Source organism: Methylobacterium sp. CM6246 (assembly GCF_054818005.1).
On record NZ_JBTXKY010000001.1, the window covers coordinates 3,664,023 to 3,687,170 of the forward strand.

Here is a 23,148-nt window from a genome sequence, read left to right on the forward strand (position 1 = left end):
CAGGGCCGGCCAACTGGATGCGTCGTTGACACCGCTCTGGACCTCGCGAGGCTGACGGCGCCGGCGCTAGGTCGTGGCGACGACAGCCGCCCGCGGGCGAGCCAGGGGAGTGCGGTTCCATGAATGAAACGACGACCGAAGCGGAGCGCCACGCGGTGCTCGACAGCCTGTTCGAAGCCTTCAACCGCCACGATGCGGACGGGGTGATGGCCTGCTTCACGCCGGACGTGGTGTTCGATACCGCCGCCGGCCCGGAGGCGCACGGGCGCCGGCTGACCAGCCAGGACGCGGTGCGGGCGGCCTTCGTGGCCGTCTGGACCGACATGCCGGACGTGGCCTGGACGGTCACCCGCCACACCCTGGCGGGGGAGCGCGCCACGTCGGAATGGCTGTTCACCGGCACCCGGGCCGATGGCGGCCGGGTCGCCGTGGAGGGGGTCGACCTGTTCGTGTTCGAGGGAAGGCTGATCGCCCGCAAGAGCGCCTTCCGCAAGGACCGCCCGGTCCAGGCGGCCTGAGGGAGGCGGACCGTGAGCCTGACCCCCGATCCCGTGCCACGCCCGACCGGCGCGCCCTACGATCCGACCTACGATCCCCTGACCAGCGCGACCCCTGGCACGAACCGCGCCTACGCGCCGACCTACTGGGTGGCCACCGCCGGCCCTCCGCCGGAGGATGACGGCCCGATCACGGGCGACGTCGATGCCGACGTGGTGATCGTCGGCTCGGGCTTCACCGGCCTGTCCTGCGCCCTCAGCCTCGCCCGCGATCACGGCATCAAAGCCACCGTGCTGGAGGCCAACCGGGTTGCGTGGGGCTGCAGCACCCGCAACGGGGGCCAGGGCCAGAACGCGTCGGGCCGGCTCAGCCGCTCGCAATGGATCGCCCGCTACGGTCGGGAGACCGCGCTCCGGCTCCACGCCGAGATCCAGGACGGGTTCTCATACTTCTCCGACCTCGTCCGCGAATTCGACCCCGATCCGCAGCCTGGCGGCCACATCTACGTCGCCCATCGGGCGCGCACCTTCGCCAAGCTGGCAGCCGAATGCGAGGTCGCCAACGCGGTGTTCGGGTATCGCACTCGGATGCTCGGCCCGGACGAGTTGCGGCGCGACTGGCTCGACGAGGCCGGGGCGGTCGGTGCACTCCATGAGCCGTTGGGTATCGGCATCCACCCGGCGAAGTTCGCCTTCGGGTATCTCCGGGCCGCGCGGGCGGCTGGCGCGCGGATCCACCCCGCCAGCCCGGTGCTCGGGATCGACCGCGACGGCGCCGGATTCCGGGTGCGCACCCCCCACGGAACCGTTCGGGCCCGTGCAGTCGCGATCGCCACGGGGGGCTACACCAGCCAGGGACTGCACCCGCGCCTGCGCAGCCGGATCATGCCGATCCTGTCCAATTCCCTGGTCACCCGCCCGCTGACGCAGGACGAGATCGCCGCGACGTTGCGGACCACCACCTTCGTCACGGACACCCGCACCCTGCGCTTCTACTACCGCCGGCTACCCGACAACCGGGTCCAGATCGGCAGCCGCAGCGCCATCACCGGGGCGGACGCGACCAACCCGCGCCACCTCCGCCTCCTGGTCGATGGCCTGCACCAGAAATTCCCGGCGCTCGAAGGCATTGCGATCGACTATTCCTGGTGGGGCTGGGTCGATGTCAGCCACGACATGATGCCCCGGATCGTTCGGCCGGAGCCGGACCAGCCGCTGTTCTACGCCCTGGGCTATGGCGGCAACGGCGTCTCGTTCTCCGCTCAGGCTGGCCGCCGGCTCGCCGGGCTGGTGGCAGGTCGCAAGCTCGCGGGTCTGCCGATCTTCGAGGGATCCTTGCCGAGCCACCCCTTCGCGCCGTTCCGGCGTATCGGGCAGCGGATGTTGTATCGCTGGTACCACCACCGCGACGAGGCGGCCTGACCCGGCTGTCTGCGGGAACGAATAACCCAGCCCTCTTCGGATGGGCCGCCCGGTCGGTTCGGGGCGGCCCTTGCCATGTCGGGAGGTACCGCCGGATGGTCAGGCAGCCTGTGCCTGATCGAAGTTCGGCGCCTCGATCTCGCCGACACGGTGACAGGCGACGTAGTGACCCTGGCCCGTCGCGAGCAGGGCCGGATCCTCGGCCCTGCACCGCTCGACCGCGAACGGACAGCGCCCGGCGAACCGGCAGCCCGCGGGCGGATCGATCGGGCTCGGCGGCTCGCCGCGCACGAGGTAGCGGGCCTTCAGGGCCTCCCGTGCCGGACCGGCCGGCACCGCCGCCGAGATCAGCGACCAGCTATAGGGATGGCGCGGGGCGGAGAAGAACGTCCGCGTCGGCGCCTGCTCGACGATCCGGCCGAGATACATCACCGCGACCTCGTCGCAGAGGTGCTGCACCACGCCGAGATCGTGCGAGATGAAGATGTAGGCGAGCCCTCGCTCGGCCTGGAGCCTGGCCAGGAGGTTGAGGATCTGCGCCTGGATGGCGACGTCGAGGGCCGAGACCGCCTCGTCGCAGACGATGATGTCGGGCTCGGTCGCCAGGGCCCGGGCGATGCACAGGCGCTGGCGTTGCCCGCCCGAGAACTGATGCGGGAACAGGCTTTTGGCCTCCGGTGGCAGGCCCACCGCGGCGAACAGCGCGTCGAGCCGCGCCGCGGCCTGCTTGCGCGACAGCCCCTCCAGCAGCCGGAGCGGCTCGGCCACGAGGTCGCCGGCACAGCGGCGGGGATCGAGCGACGCGAACGGGTCCTGGAACACCATCTGGATGTGGCGGCGCGCCTGCCGCAACCGGGCGCCCCGGAGGCCGAGGATGTCCTCGCCGTCGAGGACGACGTGGCCGGCGGTCGCCGGAACGAGGCGCATGATGCCCTGCGCTGTGGTGGATTTGCCTGATCCGGACTCTCCGACGATGCCGAAGCTCGCGCCGCGACGCACGACGAAGCTTACGCCATCGACCGCGTGTACCCGCGAGCCGCCGCGACCCGGGACCGGAAAATGAACCCTGAGGTCGTTGACCTGCAGGATGGCGGCGCCCGTCGGGGCCGGGATGGGTCTCACGTTCATGCCGCTCTGGCTGCTCTTGCCGCTCATGCCGCTCGTGCCTCCGGGTGCCAGCAGGCCACCGCCCGGGCGGACCCGGTTTCGGCCAGGGCCGGCTGGGGACTGTCCAGACAGGTGGCGTCGACCCGCGCGCAGCGGTCGGCGAAGGCGCAGATCGCGGGTCGACGGCCGAGCGGAGGGACGAGGCCTGGGATCTCGCGCAACGCGCCCGTCCCGGCGTCCGCCGCTGCGCCGAGGCGCAGGTGCGGCGTGCAGCCCATCAGCCCGTAGGTATAGGGATGCTGCGCCGCGCGCATCACGGCGCGGGTCTCGCCCTGCTCGATGCACCGCCCGGCGTAGAGTACCGCCACCGTGTCGGCGATGTCGGCCACCGCCCCGAGATCGTGGGTGATCAGCACGATGGCGGTGCCCATCTCGTCCTGGAGGGCCTTCAGCAGATCGAACACCTGCGCCTGCACGGTCACGTCCAGCGCCGTCGTCGGCTCGTCGGCGATCAGCAGCTTCGGCCGGCAGGCCAGCGCCATGGCGATCATCACGCGCTGGCGCATGCCGCCGGAGAGCTCGTGCGGGTAGGCGTGAAGGCGCCGATCGGCGGCCGGGATTTGGACCGCCCTGAGCATCGCCAGGGCCCGGTCCAGGGCGTCGCGGCGCCCGAGCCGCTGATGCAGCCGCAGCGCCTCGGCAATCTGGTCGCCCACCGTGTAGACCGGGTTCAGGGCCGTCATCGGTTCCTGGAAGATCATCGACATGGCGCTGCCGCGCAACGCCCGCAGCCGGGCCGGCTTGGCCGCCGCGAGATCCTCCCCGGCGAGGCGAATGCGACCGCCGGCACGGGTGAATCCCTCCGGCAGCAGGCCCATGATCGCCAGCGCGGTCATGCTCTTGCCGCAGCCGGATTCGCCGACCAGCGCGATGGTGCGGCCGGCCTCGACGGAGAAGCTCAGGTGCTCCAGCACCGGCACGCTGGCTCCGGCCTGCCGCAAGGTGACGGTGAGGTCTTCGACTGCGAGGACGGGGGGCATCGCTCAGCTCCGCTTGCGCAGGCGCGGGTTGACCGCGTCGTTGACGGCGTCGCCCACGAGGCTGACGCCGAGGACCGCGAGGAAGATCGCCGCCCCGGGCAGCAGCACCGTCCACCACGCCTCCAGGGCGTAGGCGCGGTTCTGGCCGATCATCAGCCCCCAGCTCATCACGTTGGGGTCGCCCAGCCCGAGGAAGCTCAGAGCCCCCTCGAACAGCACGGCGGTGCCGATCGCCAGCGTCGCCGAGACCACGATCGGCGGTGCGGCGTTCGGCAGGATCACCCGGCCGATCAGGTAGAGCGGTCCGGCCCCGGCCGCCCGCGCGGCTTTGACGAAGTCGAGGCCGCACAGGCGCAGGAACTCCGCCCGGGTCAGCCGCGCCGTGGGCGGCCAGGAGACGATCCCGATCGCGATCGTGGTGATGGCGATCCTCTGGCCGAACAGGGTGACCAGAACCATCGCGAACAGCAGGGTCGGCAGCACCTGGAAGAATTCGGTGACCTTCATCAGCAGCGTGTCGGTCCGGCCTCCGAAGAAGCCCGCCAGCGCCCCGAAGGTCACGCCGATCACCACGGTGATCAGGGCCGCGGAGAAACCGACCAGCAGGGTCGCGCGACCGCCCTGCAGCAGGGCCGCCAGGATGTCCTGGCCGAGGTAGTCCGTGCCGAGCAGCGGATCGCCGCCGGGCGGCTGGAACGGGGCGCCGACGATGTCGAACGGATCGACCCCGTAGAGGTGCGGTCCGACCAGCGCGGCGAACAGGAGGCCGAGCAGGATGGCGAGACCGAGGAGGCCGCTGGGGTTGCGCAGGAACAGGCGAAGCGTGGCGAGCCCGGGCGTGACAGCCGGGCGCGGCATCGGCGGGGCCGCCTCGGGGCGCGTCGCCTCCGATGGCAAGGTCGAGCCGGTCGCAGCGGCGACGTTCATGCGGGCCTCCCGGCACGGATGCGCGGATCGATCAGGCGATAGAGGAGGTCGGTGACAAGGTTCGCGGCGACGACCAACAGCGCCGAGCAGAACAGGATGCCGAGCAGCGTCGGGTAGTCGCGCCGCAGGATCGAGTCGAAGGTCAGGCGGCCGAGTCCCGGCCAAGCGAACACGGTCTCGACCAGGATGGCGCCCGCGAAGAGCTGTCCGAACTGGAGTCCGACCATGGTGACGAGCGGGATCAGCGCGTTGCGCAGGGCGTGCTTGCCGACCACGATCCACTCCGGCAGGCCCTTGGCACGGGCGGTGCGGACGTAGTCGGCATTGAGCGCATCGATCATGCTGGCCCGCATCAGACGGCTGTATTGGGCGACGTAGACGATGCCGAGGGTGAGCATCGGCAGGACCAGATGTTCGGCCACGTCGAGGGCGTGGGCGAGGCCGCGCCGCGGCGTCGCCACATCCTCCATCCCGGCGACCGGCAGAACCGGCCACAGGGAGGCGAACACCACCAGCAGCATCAGGCCGGTCCAGAAGACCGGTGCGGCATTGCCGGCGATCGCCACCAGCGAGACGACGTGACTGAGGAGGCCGTTCGGTTTGCGCGCGCTCAGGATCCCGAGGCCGGCGCCGATCAGCACCGCGAGGGCGAGGGAACTCAGAACGAGCAGGGCGGTGGCTGGCAGCCTGCCGAGGATGAGGCGCGAAACCGGCTCGTTGAAGTAGAACGAGTAGCCGAGGTCGCCCTTCGCCACCTTGCCGACATAGGTCGCGAGCTGTTCGGGGATGCTGCGATCGAGGCCGTAGCGCGTGCGGATCTCGGCCATGATCTCCGGCGAAGCACCACCCATCTCTCCGGCGATCACCTGCGCCGGGTCACCGGGTGCCGCCTGGATCAGCAGGAAGTTCAGCACCACGACGGCGAGCAGCAATCCGACCGCGTTCAGCGCGGTCGAACCGAGGCTGCGCAGAGCCGTCATCTCTCGGCTCCCGCGGCGCCTTGCGCCCAGGCGACCTCGTCGAGGGGTGAGAGCGGGCCCCAGATCGACAGCGGCAGATTGGTCAGGCGCTTGTCGTAGACCGCCTTGTAGGGCGTGAGGTTGAGGTAGGCGATCGGCGCATCGGACACGACGATCTTCTGGAAGTCATCGTAGAGCGTCTTGCGCTTGGCGACGTCGGTCTCGATTGCGGCCGCGTTAAGCAATTCGTCGACTTTTGGATTCTGGTATTGCTGGGTGTTCGACCAGATTACGCCTTTGCGAATGTTGGTCGACAGGTAGGTTCGCGCCACGCCGATCACGGGGTCGCCCCAATTGAAGACGTTGTCCATGGTCAGGTCGAAATCGAAGTTCGAGACGCGCTGCGCCCAGGTCGGGAAGTCCGGCGCAGCCCGGACCTGAAGGGCGATGCCGATCCGCTTGAGGCCGGCCCGCAGGTATTCGGCGACGTTGCGCTGCTGGTCGTTGTCGTTGGGGATGTAATCGATGGTGAGCTGAAGCCGCGTGCCGTCGGCCCCTTTCTTCAGCCCGGCCTCGTCGAGCAGGCTCTCCGCCTTGGCGATGTCGAGCTTGTACGGGTCGACGGCCGGCTCGTAGAACGGCGAGCCCGGCACGATCGGGCCGGTGGCGGGCTTCGCCACGCCGCCGAGCAGCTTGCCCGTGATGAAGTCGCGGTTGGCGGCAAGAGCGATGGCCCGGCGCACCCGCACGTCGTCGAGCGGCTTCTTCCCGCAATTGAAGGCCAGCCAGTTGATCGGGCCGATCCCCTCGAAGCCGCGATCGGTCACCGTGAGGGTCTGCGCCTTGCTCAGGCGCTCGATGTCCCGCACCGAGGACAGGAACGGCAGCATCCCGATCTCGCGCCGTTCGGTGGCGATGACGAGGCTGTTCTGGTCCGGCAAGATTCGGTAGACAAGCCGCGCGAGCTTGGGCCGCCCGGCGATGAAGAACTTGTCGAACCGCTCGAGCTGGATCGACTCGCCCTGCTTGTACGCGACGAACTTGAACGGGCCCGATCCGACCGGCTTCAGGTTGGCCGGATGGGTCTTGATGTCCTGCCCGTCGCCGTAGACGTGCTTGGGCAGGATCGGCATCAGGCCGGGTGACATGGCCAGCAGCAGCGCAGGATGCGGCCGCGAAAGCCGGATCACGACGGTATGGGCGTCGGGGGTCTCCACGGTCGAGACCGGCTCCAGCATGGTCTGGAACGGGTGGTTCGCCTTGATCACCCCGATCGAGAAGGCGACATCCTCCGAGGTCAGCGGATGGCCGTCGTGGAACACGGCATCGCTCACGAGGTGGAGCGTCACGCTGAGGTTGTCGGGGGCGACCTCCCAGGACTTCGCCAGATAGGGAAGCGGGTTCCACGCGTCGTCGTAACGCAGCGGGCTCGCGAAGATCTGCGTCGAGACCATCCCGGTGGCGATACCGGACTGCACCGCGCCGTTGAAATGGCGGGGCACCTGGTTGGTGCCGATCACCAACGGCGCGTTCGCGTCGTCGGCCAAAGCCGCGGGCAAACCGAGGATCGGGGAGGCCAAGGGGGCGGTCAACACCGCGAGGCCGGCGCCGAGGAGCGTGCGTTTGGTCAGTCGCATCCGAGTCGGTCTCCGTGGGGGATCTGCGGCGGGAGCAGCGCGGCGTCGAGGAGGTCGCTCAGCGTCGGACCGGCCTCCGTGTCGGCCGCTGCGATGCCGACGAGTTCGATGCCGCCCTGTGCAGCCTCCGGCAGCGGCGAGAGGCTCCACCGGCGCCCGACCATCTGAAGCAGGTGCATCCCGGAGGCGTCGCCCAGTCGGACCCGGCCCTTCAGGCGCAAGAGCGGGGTCGGCATGCCGGCGAGTGCGCGTCCGAGACCGGCGCGGTCGAACGTCCCCGTGCGCCGGTAGAGCAGGCGCTGGAACGTGTCCTCGTGCGTGACCGCTTCGGCACGCAGCCGGGAGGAGCCCCGCCCCACCAGTTCCGGAGCCTCGCCGCCGAGGGCGAAGAGCGCCTCCGGCAGCACGGCCGCCACGGTATCGACCACCGGGACAGCGGGCGCGAGGGCGGCGAGCGTGGCGTGCGACGCCGCGAGGCCGAATGCATCCACGAGGTCGCGCTTGTTCAGCACCAGGATGTCGGCCGCGCGGATCTGGCGGGCGATCGTGTCGCCCATCCGCGGATCGGCGGCGAGGGCGGGCAGGCGCTCGGCATCCACCAGCACGACGACGCCGCGCAGGACGAGGTCAGGCTCCACCAGGGCGATCTCCGCGATGGCGCCGGGATCGCCGACACCGCTGGCCTCGATGACGATGTGATCGAAGGGTTCGGGCTCGGCGAGCACGCGCATCAGCGTGTCGAGGAAGCCGTCGGCCAGACTGCAGCAGACGCAGCCATTGGTCAGCCGCAAAGTCTGCCCGTCATGGTCGCGGATCAGGCCGGCATCGACGTTCACCGCGCCGAAATCGTTGACTAGCACTGCGTAGCGGCCCTGCGCGCCGGCGAGCAACCGGTTCAGCAGCGTCGTCTTGCCGGCGCCGAGGAAGCCGCCGACCACCGTGAGCGGGCAGCGCGTCGCGGGGGCGCGAAGCTCCTGCCTCATACCGACGGCACCGCGAAGACGCGGCCGCCCAGTACCGTGGCGTGGACGGGAATGTCCTTCAGGGTCTCTGGCGGCGTCTCGAACGGATCCGCGTCGAGGACGGCGAAGTCGGCGAACTTCCCGGCTTCGATGGAGCCGACGCAATGGTCCATCCGGAGGGTGTAGGCGGCCCCCAGCGTCACAGCGTGCAGAGCCTCGGCGACGCTCAGCCGTTCGTCGGGGCCGAGCACACGCCCCGACGACGTGGTCCGGTTGACGGCGCACCAGGCCGTGAAAAGCGGCCCCAGTGGCGTCACAGGCGCGTCCGAGTGGATCGCGAGCGGGATGCCGAGGCGCGCCGCGCTCCCGGCGGCGTCGATCCGGGCCGCGCGTTCCGGCCCCATGGTCAGATCGTGGTGGGCATCGCCCCAGTAATAGAGATGGTTCGAGAACAGGTTGAGGCACAAACCCAGCGCCTTGATCCGGCGCAGCTGTGCCTCGGTCGCCATCTGGCAGTGCTGGAGCGTGTGCCGGTGGTCGGGACGCGGATGGGCGATCTGCGCCTTCTCGACCGCGTCGAGGGCCGCCTCGGTGGCCTCGTTGCCGTTGGTGTGGATGTGGAGCTGGATGCCGGCGGCGTGGTAGACACCCACGATCCGGTCGAGGTCGTCCGGGGCGACGTACCAGAGGCCATTTGGTGCGCCGTTATGGTAGCCGGGCGGCAGGAGCCGTGCGGTGAAGCCCTGGATCGAACCGTCGACGACGATCTTCACGATGCCGAAGCGCAGGCGGTCGGTGTTGGCGGCATTGAGGCGGCCGATCTTGGCGACGCCCTCTTCCGGCGCACAGGAGACCGAGGCCAGCGCCGGCACGATCCGCACCGGCAGGCCGTCGACGCAGGCGGCCCGATAGACCGCCACGGACGCCTCCGTAAGGTCGTTGTGCAGGTCCGCGATGGTGGTGATGCCCTGGAGCTGCGCGGCGGAGCCGAACCGGGCGACATCGGCCGCATCGAGATGCCCGCTCATCGGGTTGTAGCCGAGCGCTCGGAATAGGCGCAGCCGGGCGGCGATGCCCTGCAACTCGCCCGACGGGGTGCCATCCGCCAGCTTCGGCACACCATCGATCGCGGTGGTGGCGTCGAAGCCCGCCATCTCCAAGAGGAGGCTGTTGACGTTGGTGATGTGCAGGCTGGCATGGTGGACCATGACCGGCCGGGTTGTGGAGACCCGATCGAGATCGTGCCGGGTCAGGCGTGCGCCGCCGAGATGCAGCGGATCGAAGCCCCACCCGTAGAGCAGCTGGTCCGGGTCGGCGATGGACCGGTCCGCGTCCGAAAGCCGGGCGACGACGGCCCCGATATCGCGCAGGCCCGGCACGCGGCGTCCGTCCGGACTGCGGCGGTCGCCGGCCCCGACATAGGTCTGGCGCCAGAGGGTGCCCTCCATGACGTGGGCGTGTCCCTCGACGAAGCCGGGAAGGATGACCTTGTCGGCAAAACGCCGATCGGGAACTGCATCGAGCCCGTCGAACTCGTCTTCCGTCCCGACCATCAGCACGCATCCGTCACGCACGGCGACGTGCGTCGCGTACGGCCGCGATGGGTTCATCGTGATGACCCGCCGGGCCTCGAAGAGGGTGATCTCGCTCGGCATGGCTGTCCTCGGCACGGCGGCCAAGATGTCGGCCGTTCTCCGGGGCCGCTAGCGCCAGACGCCGGGTATGAAGGGGGCCAGGGTGCCGCAATTCGAAGATCGGAATCCCCGCATCGAGCGGCGATGGGGACGCCGCCGTTGAAGTCCTCGCTCATGCCGCGGCGCCCGATTTCTCGGGCTCGTTCGCCTCAAGGGGATCCAGTCCGCCCGGAAGGCTGCGTGACACCCGTCGGGGGGCGGGTGGCTCCCGCCGGCGGGCAGCCCCCCGCGGCCAACGCCGAAGCGACTGTGCGAAGCCTCGCCCGGCGCTTTCGGCTCCCACACGGGGAGGGATAGCGCGCCGGCGTGAACACCATCCCGGTCTTTCCGGTGCGCACGCCCGAGGAGGCGGGCAACTGCCGGGACATCAATTTCGATCCGCTCGTCCTGCCAGACGGAATCGGGCCATCCGACGACCCGCTGTTGCGCGCCCGCCCAGCTGTCTATTCCCGATCCTTCACGCGCCGGGCGGGCGAGGCGAAGACCCCGAGTGCTGCAGTTGCAGCGACGGCCCAAGGAGCTGGCCTATGACCGCTCCACCCGCTTCAACCTGCCGGCTCGCCTGCTCCACTGGAGCATGGCGGTCCTGAACCTGGCGATGCTGTTGATCGGCGTAGCGATGGTGACCGCGCTCGCCGACTACCACGTGCTGGCCGCGCTGCACCGCCGCTCGGCTCACCGCGCGATGCCGGAACATCTGACGCGCGCGTCCGGTGCGCGCCGGACGTGTCCTTCGGCACGCAGCCGACGCCCCGGCGGACCGCGTGTTATAACGGTAACCATCGGCTCCACGTCCGACATGATCGTGTAGCTTCGGCATCCGAGGGTCCTCGCGCCGACATCCTCGGTCCGCCGCATGGGGGCATCCCCCGCTTCACGCACCTCGCCTACGAAGGCTCCCGACTGCCGAGCTTCACCTTCGGACCGGAAGACATCCCGAACCTCGAAGCGGCGGCGGCTGCACCAACAGGATTTCATGCGCGCGATCGTCGAGGCGCGCCGGTCTGCGACATCCGGCGCGGCGCGGATCGGCGCGGTTCAGCCCGTACGCGGCGCGCGCGTCGTCCTGCGCCTGTTCGCCATCGCCCTGGCCCCAGAGCGGCCGGGCGCAATCTCAAAGGGATCGGGATTCCTCCGCATGGTGGCCGAACAGGTTCGTCGAGACCGGGTCTGGAAGCGCCGTGTGGCCGCATTCCTCGGATCGGCCGTTCTCCTGGCCGGCGCGGCCAGCGTCGGCCCGCGTCTCCTCAGGCCGAACGCCTACGCGTCCGTCACGTCGATCGCGACGCGGCCGGACTTTCATGATCCTGCGCTGCTGGCGCGGGCCTGGGCCTTACCGGTGGCGGCGGCTTACCGGAGACGGCCTTACGAGTACCAGAGCAATCCGAGCTTCTGCGGTCCTGCCACGGTGGCGAACCTGCTCCGCTCCCTCGGCGTCGACTTCTCGCAAGCCGACGTGCTCCGGGGGACGGCGTTCCAGCCCTGGTTCGGCGTGCTCGTGAATGGGCTGACGCTGGACGAGCTGGCCGACCTGATGCGAAGGCGGCTCGACCGCCCGGTCCATGTCGTGCGCGATCTCACGTTGCCGGCGTTCCGCGATCTGATGAAGGGCGGCAACGACCCCGACAAGCGGCTGGTCGTCAACTTCCATCGCGGCCCCTTGTTCGGACGCGGCGCCGGGCATTTCTCGCCGATCCTCGGATATCTGCCGGACGCGGACCTCGTCTTTGTCGGCGATGTCAACGGCGACTACCGGCCGTTCCTGGTCGACAGCGAGCGCCTGTGGCGCGCCGTCGCGACGCGCGACAGCACCTCGGGCAAGACGCGCGGGTTGCTGATCGTCGATACGACCGGGCATTGAGGCAGAGACGCGCCGATCGAGGGCCGGCGTCAAAACCGTCGCTGCGAGCGTGCGGGAGGACGGTCGACGGGGGAATGCCGGCGGATGCCGCGCGATCGCCTCTGGGCGCTTCCGGTCAGCATTCGGGGAAACGGGGCGGCCCGTCGCCAACCCTGCAAGCGCAGCACCACCGGTTTGTGGGGAAGGCCACGCGCCGGGACGCCGGGTCCCGAACGGGCGGCCGTCCCGCCCTGACGGGCTCACGGCCCTTCGATGGCCGCTCCGGCGTCGCCGGCGTGCCTCCGTCAGGGCAGAGACGATGTCTCGTGGTGCCGGGAATCTCGGACCGGATCAGGTCGCCTTGGATTCGGCGACGAGGCGGTCCAGCGTTCCAAGGATCACTGCCGACGTATCGATCGCCGCCATATCCGCCGCGATCGACCGCGCGCGCTCGACGAAGGAGGGCACGGTCAGGACCCGCTCGACCGCCACGCGCAGGTCTCGAGCCTCCGGCCGCTGCGACGGGATCTCGAGGCCTACGCCCGACCACGCCACCCGGGCGCCGACCTCGGCCTTGTCCTCGGTGCGCCCCGCTGCCACGATCGGTACGCCGGCTTGAAGAGCCAGCTGCACAGTCCCGTAACCGCCATTGGTGACCAGCACGTCGACCTTCGGCAGGAGCGCCGCGAAATCGAGGAACTCGGCAAGACGAGCGTTCTTCGGGATCGGTCCGCGCACGTTCCCGATCGGTCGGAGGCCGGTGGTGACGAGCACCAGCAGGTCGTCGCGCGTGCCGAGCGCCGATAGGGTCGGCTCGATCAGCTCGCCGAGATCGGCGTTGGCGACTGTCCCCTGGGTTACGAGCACGACCTGCTTGGACCCGTCGAGTTCGCCCCACCAGTCCGGCAGGGCAGCGTCCCGCTGAGGCGGAGGGGGCAGGGCGCCTACGAACCGGACGTGGTCGGGCAGCCCCCCGAAATCGTACTCGAACGCCGGTACGGTCGTCTGAAAGACGGCGTCGGCCATGAGATGGCGCGAATGCAGCACCGAGCACGGCAACGGCGGCAGGCCCATCTCGGCAAGTTTGGCATCCGCGTAAGCGCGGACCGGCGCACCGAATAGACGTTCGGCTTCGATGGCGATGGCCGCGTATGCCGCGCGCGCCGCCTCGTCGCGTGCCGGCGGCAACCCGATCATGGTCGGAGCTCCATCCGGCCTGTCGGCCACCAGGATCGTGATGCTGCAGGCGACGATCGGTGGCCGGGGTGTCCCCTCGTCCAGGAACAGGGCCGTCGCGCCGAAGAACAGATTGTCCACGACGATGATGTCGGGGCGTTCGGACGCGATGATCCTGCGCAGCGTCTCGGCCTGAGCCCGCATCGGATCGAGGAAGATACGCTCGAAATTGTAGCGGAGCTGCTCCGGGCCCGGGGGTAGATTTGCGCGCTCGGGCAACACGTCCTCGATCCGCGTGAGGTCGATGTCAGCGCCGGCGGCGAGCGGCAGGAAGCGGGCACCGGACTTTTCGACGGACGGGCGGAGGTACCCGGCCGTGGCCACCAGCGCCTCGTCGCCGCGCGCCAAGGCCATGCGCGCGATGGCCAGCAGCGGATTCAGGTGGCCGGCGGCCGGCGTAGCGGCAAAGAGGATTTTCATGGAGGACCTGTGACGGCGACAAAGCAGGTTCTGGTCGGTCGCACGCGCTGCACTGTTCCGTGCTCGGTGGTGAACGACAGTCCCTGCTCCTGACCGGGTGTCTGCGCCTTGCGCATGACCGCAGCGTTTCGCCCGTCGGCGATAAGGTTACAGGCGTAACGTCGGACGGTCGGGCATTCGCCGCTGCCTTGCGTCGGCTATGGCGTTCCTCTGAGCAATCGTCCGCCTTCCAAATCGCACGCAACGCCATGTCCTGATCGCATCATGGCGAGGATGGGCCGTCCGCGTTTCTGCTTCGAAGCGGACAGGCCACTTCCGGCCAGACTACGCGATGCTGGATCGCCACTCGGCGTAACACCGGCCCTTCGGTTTCGCGCCCGATGTCGCCGTCCATTCAAGCCAGGCAGCATCGCGAAGGCGGACGCTGAGACAAACGTCGTGGGTCGGATCACGGGAACGCTGGTTCCCGGCTCGGGACGGACATGGGAACGTGCCGCTTCGCAAGCCTGCGAAGGTCCGGCGCTTATATGTATTCGGATGATCCGAGGAACGCCCGTACCGTGTCGCGGAGAAAAGCCGCATCGGCCGGGTTGGTGGAGGGATTGCCGGCGCGGTGGCCCCAAATGCTGGGGATCGGCCGCAGGATGGCGTCGCGCAGGGCGGGCAGTTCGGCCGCATTGTCGGCGACGCGGAAGTAGAGGTCGGTCTCCGCGGGCATCAGCAGCAGCCTGGCCGTGATCGCGCCGAGCGCCCGCGTCAGGTCGCCGTCGAAGCGTGGATCGCGGCTGATGTCGCCCGCGTCCCAGGTGCAGAGCTGCGCGTAGAGGTCGGCCGCCGGGCGCCGGGCGAAGCGTTCCTCCCAGTCGGTGCGCAGGAAGGTGTCGAGGTCCGGCGCGCCGAGCGCAGTCCGGTGCAGGTCCGCCCGGTAGAAGTCCTGGCTGAGCGCCCAGCCGGCGTAGATGCGCCCGAAGGCCCGGAGGGACGCGGCGGGCTCGGCCGAGAAGCGGCCCGCGCCGCGATACGCGGGCGCGGCCTCCAGCACCGCCATGAGGCCCTTCAGGAACACGCGGTTATGGGTGGCGGTGCGGGCGCTGCCGCAAATGATCACCGCCCGGGCGACCTGCTCGGGGAACAGGGCCGCCCAATGGTAGGCTTGCTGCGCGCCCATCGACCAGCCGTAGACGGCGTGCAGCCGCGCGATCCCCCAGGTCTCGGCGAGGAGGCGGCGCTGGGCGTGGACGTTGTCCCAGGCGGTGACGAGGCCGGGCCAGTCCGGCGTGTTGGATGGGCTCGATGACAGGCCGTTGCCGAACATGTCCGGGATGACGATGAACCACCGCTCCGGATCGAGCACGCCGTCCGGGCCGATCAGCCATTCGAGGTCGGGATGCTGGGCCGCGTAGCTCGTCGGGTAGAGCACGACGTTGTCGCGCCCGGGGGCGAGGGTTCCGTGCGTCTTCCAGCGCAGCTGCGCCCCCTCCAGCACGCCGCCCGATTGGAGGGGCAGATCGCCGAGGGCGAAGGTTCCGGCGGCGCTGGCCCAGCCGGTCACGGGCGCAACGTCCGGACGAAGCCGACATGCCACTTGGCGTAGCCGCGCTGCAGCACGACGAGCCGCTCGCGCATCGCCGCGTGGGCGTCCGGCAGGCGGTGGAACGGGATCGACGGGTAGAGGTGATGCTCGGTGTGGAACGGCATGTTCCACATGAGCAGACGCATCAGGCCGTTGGTCAAGGTCGTGCGGGTGTTGGTCAGGCCGTTGTTGTCCATGGTGCAGAGCGTGTGCTCGGTGAGCAGGTAGAGCCGCAGGAACGGCTGCCCGAGGAGCTGCGGACCGATCCAGAACACCAGGGGCGCCCACCATCCGACCAGCACCATGGCCAGAACCGAGACGCCGAGCAGGACGGCGCACATCAGCCGGAGCGACCGGATGATGCGCGGCGCGGCGCGCTCCGTGATGAAAGGGTAGGCCGAAAGATCGCCGCGCAGGCCGGCCGCAGCCACTTGGAGGCGGGTGCGCCAGTAGGGCAGCGCCATCACGCGCCAGACATAGGCGTCGAGGGTGGAGGGGGGCAGCAACGCGAGTTCCGGATCGTGCTCGGGGTCCTGGGTATGGCGGTGATGGGCCAAGTGGAAGGCCGTGTAGAAGTGCCAGTTCAGGAGCGACGGGCAGGCCACCAGCCAGCCGACGACGGCGTTGGCCCGGCGCGAGCGGAATGCGGTCAGGTGGATCGTCTCGTGGATCGGCGCGAACAACGCCGATTGCACGATGCCGAGCAGCAGCATGGCGGGCAGCAGCGTCCACGGCCCGGAGCGCCAGACCAGCCAGCCGGAGCCGGCCAACATCAGGACATGCGCGCCGAGGCGCATCGCACCGCGCAGGTCCGAGCGCTGCGACAGCGCCTTCACCTCCGCGCCCGTCAGAATTCGTCCGCTCGCCGAAGCCATGGATCTCCCCGAGAGTTGCAGGCGCCTCGAAAAACACACGCCTGGTGCATCATCCGTGCCGGTGCCGCGGGCCTTCGTCGCCGAACCGGCGGACGCGCTCAGGCGGTCCGCGCCTCGGGCGCCGACGCGTCGAGGCCGCCGAACAGGCGGCGGCCGGGCATCGCGGCCACGAGGCCGCGCGTGTAGGGGTGCTCGGGCGCGGCGAAGATCGCAGCGGCCGGTCCCGCCTCGACGATCCGGCCCTGCTGCATCACCGCGACCCGGTCGGCGATCCGGGCCGCGATGCGCAGGTCGTGGGTGATGAACAGCATCGCGAGATTGTACTCGGCGCGGAGCTCCGCCAGCAGGTCGAGCACGCGGGCCTGTACGGAAACGTCGAGCGCCGAAACCGCCTCGTCCGCTACGAGGACGCGCGGCTTGAGCGCCAGCGCCCGGGCGATGCAGATGCGCTGGCGCTGGCCGCCGGAGAACTCGTGCGGGAAGCGGTCGGCCGCGCCTGCCTTCAGGCCGACCCGGTCGAGCAGCGCCCGTGCCTCGGCGACGGCCTCGGCCTTCGGCACGCCGTAGGCCATCGGGCCGCGGGCGATCGCCTCGCCGACCCTCTGGCGCGGGTTCAGCGCCGCGAACGGGTCCTGGAACACGATCTGGAGGCGGCGGCGTGCGACCCGGAGGGCTTCGCCCCGCAGGGCCAGGAGATCCTGGCCCTCGAAGCGGACACGGCCCGAATCCGGCTCGGCCAGACGCAGGATCATCTGCCCCAGGGTCGACTTGCCCGACCCCGACTCGCCCACCACCGCCACCGTCTCGCCGGCCGACAGCGTGAGGGAGATCCCGTCCGCGGCGACCACGCGCCGGGCCGGACGGAACCAGCCCTGCCGGGTGATGAAGGTCTTGGAGAGTGCTTCGATCTCGAGCAGCGGCGGCGACGCCGCCGTCGTCCTGCGGGGCGTGCGGCCGCCGCCATGCGGCACCGCGGCGATCAATGCCCGGGTGTAGGGGTCGCGCGGCGCGGTCAGGACCGCCTCGGCGCTGCCCTGCTCGACGACCCGGCCGTCGCGCATCACCACGACGCGGTCGGCCATCTCGGCGACCACGCCGAAATCGTGCGTGATCAGCAGGACGCCCATCTGCCGCTCGCTCTGGAGGCGGCGGATCAGCGCCAGGATCTGCGCCTGCGTGGTCACGTCGAGGGCGGTGGTCGGCTCGTCGGCCACCAGCAGCGCCGGATTGTTGGCCATGGCGATGGCGATCATCACCCGCTGGCGCTGGCCGCCCGACAGCGCGAACGGGAAGCTGGCCCGGATCCGCGCCGGGTCGGGCAGGCCGACATCCTGGATCAGCGCGCCGACCCGTGCTCCGACCGCGGAGCGCGGCGTTTCCGGCGCATGGGCCCGTATGCCCTCGGCGATCTGCTCGCCGATCCGTTTCAGCGGGTTCAGTGCGCTGAGCGGCTCCTGGAAGATCATCGCGGCCTCGCGTCCGCGGACGGTGCGCATCTCCGCCTCGGAGGCGGTGGCGATGTCGCGCCCGCGCAGCGCGACCGCGCCGCCGGCCACCGTCACCCCCGACGGCAGCAGGCCCAGGATCGCGTGGGCGATCATCGACTTGCCCGACCCCGACTCGCCCACGAGGCAGACGATCTCGTTTGCGCCCACCGTGATCGAGACGTCGCTCACCGCCTGGGCCCGGTCGGCGCCCCGCGGCAGGCTTACGGAGAGTTCCGAGATCGTGAGGACCGGCGGGCTCATGCGCCGCTCCGCCGGGCAAGCCGCGGGTTGAGCGCGTCGTTGAGCGCCTCGCCGACGAGGTTGATGGCGAGCACCGTCACGAGGATCGCGGCGCCGGGGAAGACGCTCGTCCACCAGGCCTGCCGGATGACCGTGCGGGCGGCGCCGACCATGTAGCCCCAGGACATCAGGTTCGGATCGCCCAGACCGAGGAAACTCAGCGCGCTCTCGATCAGGATCGCGGTGGCCACCGTGAGCGAGCCGGTGACGATGATCGGCGCCAGGGCGTTCGGCAGGATGTGGCGCAGGACCAGGGCCGCGGGGCGCTCGCCCTGGCAGGCGGCGGCCCGCACGAAGTCCCGGTTCTTCAGCCGCAGGAACTCGCCGCGGGTCAGGCGTGCCAGCGGCGGCCAGCTGATCGCCGCGATCGCCAGGATCTCGTGGGCGAGCGACGGCCCGAGGGTCGCGACCAGCAGTACCGCCAGGATGAAGCCGGGAATCGTCTGGAACAGCTCGGCGATCCGCATCAGCACGGCGTCGACGACGCCGCCGAACCATCCGGCCGTCGCCCCGATCGCCACGCCGATCAGCAGCGCTGCGAGCGTCGAGGCGAGGCCGATCGCCAGCGAGACCCGGGCGCCATGGGCGAGGCCGGCGGCGATGTCCCGGCCCATCGTGTCGGAGCCCAAGGGCAGATCGGGGCTGAGCGGCGGCTCGAAGGGCGCGCCGACCATCTCCCAGGGATCGACCGGGACGAGGAGCGGCGCGAAGATCGCCACCACGACCACCGCCACGAGCAGCACGAGGCCGATCACCCCGCCGGGATTGCGCAGGAACGCCCGGACGAACCCCATCACGCGGCCTTCGCGGAGGCGTCGATCCGCGGATCGATGAGCCGCGAGAGCAGGTCGGTCAGCATGTTGATGACGATCACGAGCACGGACATGACGAGGAAGATCCCAAGCAGGACCGGGTAGTCGCGCTGGCTGAGGGCCTCGAACACCAGCCGGCCGAGCCCCGGCCAGGCGAAGACGGTCTCGACCACCACCGAGCCGCCCACGAGCGCCCCGGCCTGCATGCCGGCGACGGTGACCACCGGCAGGATCGCGTTGCGGATCATGTGGTCGCGGATCACGCGTCCGCGGGTAAGCCCCTTGGCCCGGGCGGTCTTCACGAAATCCTGGGCGGCCACCTCGACGATCGAGCTCCGCATCAGGCGGGCGTAGACCGCCAGATAGACCGCGGCGAGCGACAGGACGGGCAGGATCAGATGGGCCAGCACGTCGCCGACCTGCCCCAGCGGCGAGAGGGTCGCGCCGACGCTGCGGTAGCCGAAGGCCGGCAGCCATTCGAGCTGGACCGAGAAGACCAGCACCAGCATCAGGCCGAGCCAGAAGACCGGCATGGCGTAGAGCACCAGCGCCACGAGGCCGATCAGCGTGTCGGACCACCGGCCCGCCCGGACGCCCGACAGGGTACCGAGCAGGATCCCGGACCCGAGCGCCAGGGCGAAGGCCGTGCCGGTGAGCAGCAGGGTCGCGGGCAGGCGCTCCAGCACGAGGCCGAGCACCGGCCGCTGCTGCCGGTAGGAATAGCCGAGGTCGAGCCGCAGGACCCGGCCGAGATAGGTCGCGAGTTGCACCGGGTAGGGCTTGTCGAGGCCGTATTCCGCCCGGAGCTGCCGGAGAAGCGTCTCGTCCGAGGCGCCGGACTGGCCCGCGATGACCTGGGCCGGATCGCCGGGCGCCGCGTGGACGAGGGCGAAGTTCACACTGGCGATGACCAGGATCACCGCCAGCGTCCGCGCGATCCAGGCGGCCAGGGCGGCCATCGTCCTCATGCGCGATAGGCCCGGGCGAAGGTGTCGTTCACGCCGCTGCCCGTGACGACGAGATCCTTGATGCGCTTGTCGGTGAAGGTCGGGAAATCGAGTTCGGTGAGCCAGGCCACCGCGGCGTCCTCGACCAGGATCTTCTGGACCCGGCTGTAGAGCGCCTGCCGGGTCGCGTCGTCCCGCGCCACGGCAGCCTCCTCGAACAACCTGTCGACTTCCGGATTGCTGTATCCGGAGGTGTTCGAGAACAGGATGCCCTTGCGGATGTTCGTGGAGATGTAGGAGCGCGAGACGCCGAGAGCGGGATCCCCGTATTGGTAGGTCCAGGGCGCGGAGATCTCGAACTCCCAGTTGCCGCATCGCGCCGCCCAGCCGCCGACGTCGATGCCTTCCAGCACGATGTCGATCCCGACCTTGCCGAGGGACTGGCGCACGTACTCGGCCACCCGCTGCCACAGCTCGCCGTAGGGCGGCACCAAGTATTTCAGGCTTACCCGCTTGCCGCCCGCGCCGGGCTTCAGCCCCATCTCGTCCAGGAGCGCCGCCGCCTTGGCCGGGGCATACTCGTAGGTCTTCACGTCCGGCTCGTAGAACCGCGTCTTCGAGGAGACCGGGCCGGTGGCGACCTTGCCGAGGCCGAAGAAGACGCGCTTGCGCAGGGCCTCCCGGTCGATGGCGTAGAGCACCGCCTGCCGGAATCGCCGGTCGTTCATCGGCGCGATGCGCGTGTTCATCTCCAGCCAGAGATGGGGGGCGTAGAACTCATAGCCCTTCGTGGTCATGTCGAGGTTCGGCAGCGCCTTGAGGCGCGGCACGTCGAAGGCCTCGACGTCGTTCCACTGGGTCAGCTGGATCGTGCCGCTCTCCAGGGCGACGGCCCGGGAGGCCGCGTCCGGAATGACGCGGTAGTAGATCTCGTCGAGATAGGGTTCACCGTTGCGGTAATAGCCTTCGTGGCGCACGAGGTGGATGTGGGATCCCTTGACCCATTCCTTGAGCTTGAACGGGCCGGTGCCGATCGCCCGGGCGTTGTTCGGGTTCTGCCGCAGATCGGTGTTCTCGTAGAGCGCTTTGGAGATGATCGGCGCGGTGGTGGCGTCGAAAGCGTGCAGGAACGGCGCGAACGGCTCCTTCAGCTTGAACACCACGGTGAGCGGGTCCGGCGCTTCGGCGGACGCAAGGCGCGAGAACGTGCCGCGCGCCCTCGCATGAGCCTCCATCAGCGCCTTCGTGACGGAGAACACCACATCCTCCGAGGTCATCGGCGACCCGTCGTGAAAGGTGATCCCGGGAAACAGCTTGAACGTGTAGGTCAGGCCATCCGGGCTGCGCTCCCAGCTCTGGGCCATGCCGGGCTTCGGCGTCAGATCGAAATCGTAGGTGAGCAGGCTCTCGTAGATCTTGCCGCAGACCGTGAGCGTCGGGGCCTGCTGGTTGAGCGCCGAGACCAGGATCGGCGGCTCGGGCTGGATCACGGTGGTGAGGACGCCGCCGCGGGTCTGGCCTGCGGCGCGCGTGATGCCGAAGGGGATCGGCCCCGCCGCACCTGCGGCGAGCACGAGCTTGGCGAAATCGCGTCGATTCATCCGGGACCTTTTCAAGCGGCTCGGAGCCCTCCGGGGCGATCCGGCAATCCCCACGGCGAGCTGGGGCCGCTCCAGCCGAATGCATCGAACAGGCCACTTCTGGTGGCGCTAACCCGGCAACCTTCCAATTCGTGGGTGAGGAGGCCCGCACGGTGCCCTCGCGGATCGCGCCGAACGCCCCTGGATCGGCACGCCATCTTTTGCTGGTATCCGGCTTGCTTAGCCGGCCCGGACACAGGGTGAATACGCATGAGACGATTCTGGCTTCCCGGGCTGATTGCAGCCGCGGATGCGCTCCTCGCGCCGGCACCGGCCGGTGCGGAGACGACGGTGCGGGCCGTGCTCGAGGCGGAGATCGTCACCCTCGATCCTTATTTCACCACGGCCTACATCACCCGAACCTTCGGCTTCATGGTCTACGACACGCTGTTCGCGCCGGACGCGCGGGGCCTGTTCCAGCCGCAAATGGTCGACACGTGGTCGGTGTCGGATGACCGCCTGACCTGGCGCTTCACCTTGCGCGACGGCCTGCGCTTCCATGACGGCACGCCCGTCCGGGCCGCCGACTGCGTCGCCTCGCTCAAGCGCTGGGCAGCCCGCAGCGCACTCGGCGGCCGGCTGATCGACGTGGCGGCCGCGCTCGAGCCCGTGGACGACAAAACCTTCGTGCTGACGCTGCGGGAGCCCTACGGCCTCGTGCTCGACACGCTCGGCACCACGTCGAGCCCGACGCCCTTCATCATGCCCGCCCGGCTCGCCGCGACGCCGGCCACGACGCAGCTCTCGGAGGTCATGGGATCGGGTCCCTTCGTCTACGACCGCGCCGCGCACATCACCGGCGACCACATGCTGTTGCGCAAGAACGCCGATTATCGGCCGCGTCCCGAGCCGGCGGACTTCCTGGCCGGCGGCAAGGTCGTGAAGGTCGACGCCCTCGACATTCGCGTCATTCCGGACGGGGCGACGGCCGTCGGCGCCCTCGGCGTGGGCGAGATCGATCTCATGCAGTACGCGCCCTTCGATCTGATCGAACAGATCGAGCGCAACAAGGACCTGGCGGTGTTGAACTTCACCGGCCCGCACAGGTTCACGGGGCATTACCGCATCAACACGGCGGCCGCGCCCTTCGACGACCCGGCGATCCGGCGCGTGCTGCTGAGCCTCGTGGATCAGCGCGAGGTCCTGGACGGGTTCGGCCTGGATCCACGCTTCTCGCAGACCTGCGACGCCTTCTTCATCTGCGGCTCCCCCTACGAGACGCATGCCGGGACCGAACTCCTGCGCGATCCGTCGGTGGCGGCGGCCCGAGCCGCCCTGAAGGCGACCGCCTACAAGGGCGAGCCCGTGATCGTGATGGCGGCCAACGATCTCGAGGCGGCGCGCGTCTCCTCGACGATCCTGGCCGACCGGCTGAAACAGGCCGGCTTCACCGTGGATCTCCAGGTCATGGATTGGGCGGCCCTGCTCGCGCGTCGCACCAAGAAGGCCGGGTGGAACGTCTTCGGCATTCACGCCCTCGGCCTCGACCTCAGCTCCCCGCTCACGAACTCGGCGATCAACTTCAATTGCAAGGATGCAGCGAGTTCCGGGTTCATGTGCGACCCGCGCATGGTCGGGCTGTTCGACCGGTTCTCCCGCGAGCCCGATCCGGACAAGCGGCGTGACATCGCGGGCGAGATTCAATCCGTCATCTACGGCGAAGGCCTGGTCGTGCCCTTCGGCCAATTCGCGCAGCCCGCAGCCTACCGGACCACGCTCACCGGCCTGATCCCGTCCGCCATCCCGCTGTTCTGGAACGTTGAGAAGAAATGA

General features: G+C 69.8%; 19 protein-coding genes and 1 pseudogene. 6 read left to right on the forward strand and 14 right to left on the reverse strand.

Features of this window, described 5'->3' with window-relative positions; all coding sequences use genetic code 11:
* Positions 1-119: 119 nt before the first annotated feature.
* Together ACYQPG_RS17930 and ACYQPG_RS17935 are read left to right on the forward strand one after the other, a co-directional pair.
* Positions 120-518, forward strand: a complete 399-nt coding sequence (locus ACYQPG_RS17930) for a nuclear transport factor 2 family protein (RefSeq protein ID WP_461231408.1) — start codon at positions 120-122, stop codon at positions 516-518.
* Positions 519-530: 12 nt separating this feature from the next.
* Positions 531-1,919, forward strand: a complete 1,389-nt coding sequence (locus ACYQPG_RS17935; protein ID WP_461231409.1) for an NAD(P)/FAD-dependent oxidoreductase — start codon at positions 531-533, stop codon at positions 1,917-1,919.
* A gap of 99 nt (positions 1,920-2,018) precedes the next feature.
* Here ACYQPG_RS17935 and ACYQPG_RS17940 read toward each other — a convergent pair whose 3' ends face one another.
* From ACYQPG_RS17940 to ACYQPG_RS17970, 7 genes are all read right to left on the reverse strand, one after another.
* Positions 2,019-3,047 carry an ABC transporter ATP-binding protein gene (locus ACYQPG_RS17940; protein WP_461232476.1) on the reverse strand — a complete coding sequence of 343 codons (1,029 nt, stop codon included), beginning with the start codon at positions 3,045-3,047 and terminating at the stop codon, positions 2,019-2,021.
* Positions 3,048-3,070: 23 nt separating this feature from the next.
* The gene (locus ACYQPG_RS17945) at positions 3,071-4,066 is read right to left on the reverse strand and encodes an ABC transporter ATP-binding protein (protein WP_461231410.1); all 996 of its coding nucleotides are present in this window, start codon (positions 4,064-4,066) and stop codon (positions 3,071-3,073) included.
* 3 nt (positions 4,067-4,069) lie between these two features.
* Positions 4,070-4,924 carry an ABC transporter permease gene (locus tag ACYQPG_RS17950; RefSeq protein ID WP_461232477.1) on the reverse strand — a complete coding sequence of 285 codons (855 nt, stop codon included), beginning with the start codon at positions 4,922-4,924 and terminating at the stop codon, positions 4,070-4,072.
* Between the two features lie 65 nt (positions 4,925-4,989).
* Positions 4,990-5,973, reverse strand: coding sequence for an ABC transporter permease (locus ACYQPG_RS17955; protein WP_147908896.1), 984 nt, complete (start codon positions 5,971-5,973; stop codon positions 4,990-4,992).
* Positions 5,970-7,589 (reverse strand): ABC transporter substrate-binding protein, encoded by a 1,620-nt coding sequence (locus ACYQPG_RS17960; protein ID WP_461231411.1) that lies wholly within the window; start codon positions 7,587-7,589, stop codon positions 5,970-5,972. Before ACYQPG_RS17960 ends, ACYQPG_RS17955 begins: the two co-directional genes overlap by 4 nt.
* Positions 7,580-8,572 carry a CobW family GTP-binding protein gene (locus ACYQPG_RS17965; protein WP_461231412.1) on the reverse strand — a complete coding sequence of 331 codons (993 nt, stop codon included), beginning with the start codon at positions 8,570-8,572 and terminating at the stop codon, positions 7,580-7,582. Before ACYQPG_RS17965 ends, ACYQPG_RS17960 begins: the two co-directional genes overlap by 10 nt.
* Complete coding sequence (locus tag ACYQPG_RS17970) at positions 8,569-10,206, reverse strand: amidohydrolase (RefSeq protein WP_461231413.1); 1,638 nt, start codon at positions 10,204-10,206, stop codon at positions 8,569-8,571. Before ACYQPG_RS17970 ends, ACYQPG_RS17965 begins: the two co-directional genes overlap by 4 nt.
* 378 nt (positions 10,207-10,584) lie before the next feature.
* Here ACYQPG_RS17970 and ACYQPG_RS17975 point away from each other — a divergent pair.
* From ACYQPG_RS17975 to ACYQPG_RS17985, 3 genes and pseudogenes are all read left to right on the forward strand, one after another.
* Positions 10,585-10,776: pseudogene (locus ACYQPG_RS17975) on the forward strand (catalase); the annotation flags it as partial.
* Positions 10,736-11,056: a hypothetical protein gene (locus ACYQPG_RS17980; protein ID WP_461231414.1), complete on the forward strand. Its 321-nt coding sequence runs from the start codon at positions 10,736-10,738 to the stop codon at positions 11,054-11,056. The pseudogene ACYQPG_RS17975 and the gene ACYQPG_RS17980, both read left to right, overlap by 41 nt.
* A gap of 165 nt (positions 11,057-11,221) precedes the next feature.
* Positions 11,222-12,106: a phytochelatin synthase family protein gene (locus ACYQPG_RS17985; protein WP_461231415.1), complete on the forward strand. Its 885-nt coding sequence runs from the start codon at positions 11,222-11,224 to the stop codon at positions 12,104-12,106.
* Positions 12,107-12,436: 330 nt separating this feature from the next.
* Here ACYQPG_RS17985 and ACYQPG_RS17990 read toward each other — a convergent pair whose 3' ends face one another.
* The 7 genes from ACYQPG_RS17990 to ACYQPG_RS18020 all read right to left on the reverse strand — a co-directional run bounded on the left by ACYQPG_RS17990 (position 12,437) and on the right by ACYQPG_RS18020 (position 21,336).
* Complete coding sequence (locus ACYQPG_RS17990; protein WP_147941759.1) at positions 12,437-13,741, reverse strand: glycosyltransferase; 1,305 nt, start codon at positions 13,739-13,741, stop codon at positions 12,437-12,439.
* 523 nt (positions 13,742-14,264) lie between these two features.
* Positions 14,265-15,293 (reverse strand): alpha/beta fold hydrolase, encoded by a 1,029-nt coding sequence (locus ACYQPG_RS17995; protein ID WP_461231416.1) that lies wholly within the window; start codon positions 15,291-15,293, stop codon positions 14,265-14,267.
* Complete coding sequence (locus ACYQPG_RS18000) at positions 15,290-16,189, reverse strand: fatty acid desaturase (protein ID WP_461231417.1); 900 nt, start codon at positions 16,187-16,189, stop codon at positions 15,290-15,292. The genes ACYQPG_RS17995 and ACYQPG_RS18000 overlap by 4 nt, the downstream gene beginning before the upstream one ends.
* 98 nt (positions 16,190-16,287) lie before the next feature.
* A complete protein-coding gene (locus ACYQPG_RS18005) occupies positions 16,288-17,937 on the reverse strand; it encodes an ABC transporter ATP-binding protein (RefSeq protein ID WP_461231418.1) in 1,650 nt (549 codons plus the stop codon).
* Entirely contained in the window at positions 17,934-18,770 is an 837-nt protein-coding gene (locus ACYQPG_RS18010) for an ABC transporter permease (protein WP_147908919.1), read from the reverse strand. Before ACYQPG_RS18010 ends, ACYQPG_RS18005 begins: the two co-directional genes overlap by 4 nt.
* On the reverse strand, positions 18,770-19,756 hold the full coding sequence (locus ACYQPG_RS18015; protein ID WP_147908904.1) for an ABC transporter permease: 987 nt from the start codon (positions 19,754-19,756) through the stop codon (positions 18,770-18,772). The genes ACYQPG_RS18010 and ACYQPG_RS18015 overlap by 1 nt, the downstream gene beginning before the upstream one ends.
* Entirely contained in the window at positions 19,753-21,336 is a 1,584-nt protein-coding gene (locus tag ACYQPG_RS18020; RefSeq protein ID WP_147939815.1) for an ABC transporter substrate-binding protein, read from the reverse strand. The genes ACYQPG_RS18015 and ACYQPG_RS18020 overlap by 4 nt, the downstream gene beginning before the upstream one ends.
* Positions 21,337-21,585: 249 nt before the next feature.
* Here ACYQPG_RS18020 and ACYQPG_RS18025 point away from each other — a divergent pair, with 249 nt between their 5' ends.
* Positions 21,586-23,148, forward strand: coding sequence for an ABC transporter substrate-binding protein (locus ACYQPG_RS18025; RefSeq protein WP_461231419.1), 1,563 nt, complete (start codon positions 21,586-21,588; stop codon positions 23,146-23,148).

What these genes read in the sequence shown, in the direction of transcription:
- ACYQPG_RS17930 (WP_461231408.1), top strand. Translation starts at nt 120, where the DNA reads ATGAATGAAACGACGACCGAAGCGGAGCGCCACGCGGTGCTCGACAGC.
- ACYQPG_RS17940 (WP_461232476.1), bottom strand. Translation starts at nt 3,047, where the DNA reads ATGAACGTGAGACCCATCCCGGCCCCGACGGGCGCCGCCATCCTGCAG.
- ACYQPG_RS17945 (WP_461231410.1), bottom strand. Translation starts at nt 4,066, where the DNA reads ATGCCCCCCGTCCTCGCAGTCGAAGACCTCACCGTCACCTTGCGGCAG.
- ACYQPG_RS17950 (WP_461232477.1), bottom strand. Translation starts at nt 4,924, where the DNA reads ATGCCGCGCCCGGCTGTCACGCCCGGGCTCGCCACGCTTCGCCTGTTC.
- ACYQPG_RS17955 (WP_147908896.1), bottom strand. Translation starts at nt 5,973, where the DNA reads ATGACGGCTCTGCGCAGCCTCGGTTCGACCGCGCTGAACGCGGTCGGA.
- ACYQPG_RS17960 (WP_461231411.1), bottom strand. Translation starts at nt 7,589, where the DNA reads ATGCGACTGACCAAACGCACGCTCCTCGGCGCCGGCCTCGCGGTGTTG.
- ACYQPG_RS17965 (WP_461231412.1), bottom strand. Translation starts at nt 8,572, where the DNA reads ATGAGGCAGGAGCTTCGCGCCCCCGCGACGCGCTGCCCGCTCACGGTG.
- ACYQPG_RS17970 (WP_461231413.1), bottom strand. Translation starts at nt 10,206, where the DNA reads ATGCCGAGCGAGATCACCCTCTTCGAGGCCCGGCGGGTCATCACGATG.
- ACYQPG_RS17985 (WP_461231415.1), top strand. Translation starts at nt 11,222, where the DNA reads ATGCGCGCGATCGTCGAGGCGCGCCGGTCTGCGACATCCGGCGCGGCG.
- ACYQPG_RS17990 (WP_147941759.1), bottom strand. Translation starts at nt 13,741, where the DNA reads ATGAAAATCCTCTTTGCCGCTACGCCGGCCGCCGGCCACCTGAATCCG.
- ACYQPG_RS18000 (WP_461231417.1), bottom strand. Translation starts at nt 16,189, where the DNA reads ATGGCTTCGGCGAGCGGACGAATTCTGACGGGCGCGGAGGTGAAGGCG.
- ACYQPG_RS18005 (WP_461231418.1), bottom strand. Translation starts at nt 17,937, where the DNA reads ATGAGCCCGCCGGTCCTCACGATCTCGGAACTCTCCGTAAGCCTGCCG.
- ACYQPG_RS18010 (WP_147908919.1), bottom strand. Translation starts at nt 18,770, where the DNA reads ATGGGGTTCGTCCGGGCGTTCCTGCGCAATCCCGGCGGGGTGATCGGC.
- ACYQPG_RS18015 (WP_147908904.1), bottom strand. Translation starts at nt 19,756, where the DNA reads ATGAGGACGATGGCCGCCCTGGCCGCCTGGATCGCGCGGACGCTGGCG.
- ACYQPG_RS18020 (WP_147939815.1), bottom strand. Translation starts at nt 21,336, where the DNA reads ATGAATCGACGCGATTTCGCCAAGCTCGTGCTCGCCGCAGGTGCGGCG.
- ACYQPG_RS18025 (WP_461231419.1), top strand. Translation starts at nt 21,586, where the DNA reads ATGAGACGATTCTGGCTTCCCGGGCTGATTGCAGCCGCGGATGCGCTC.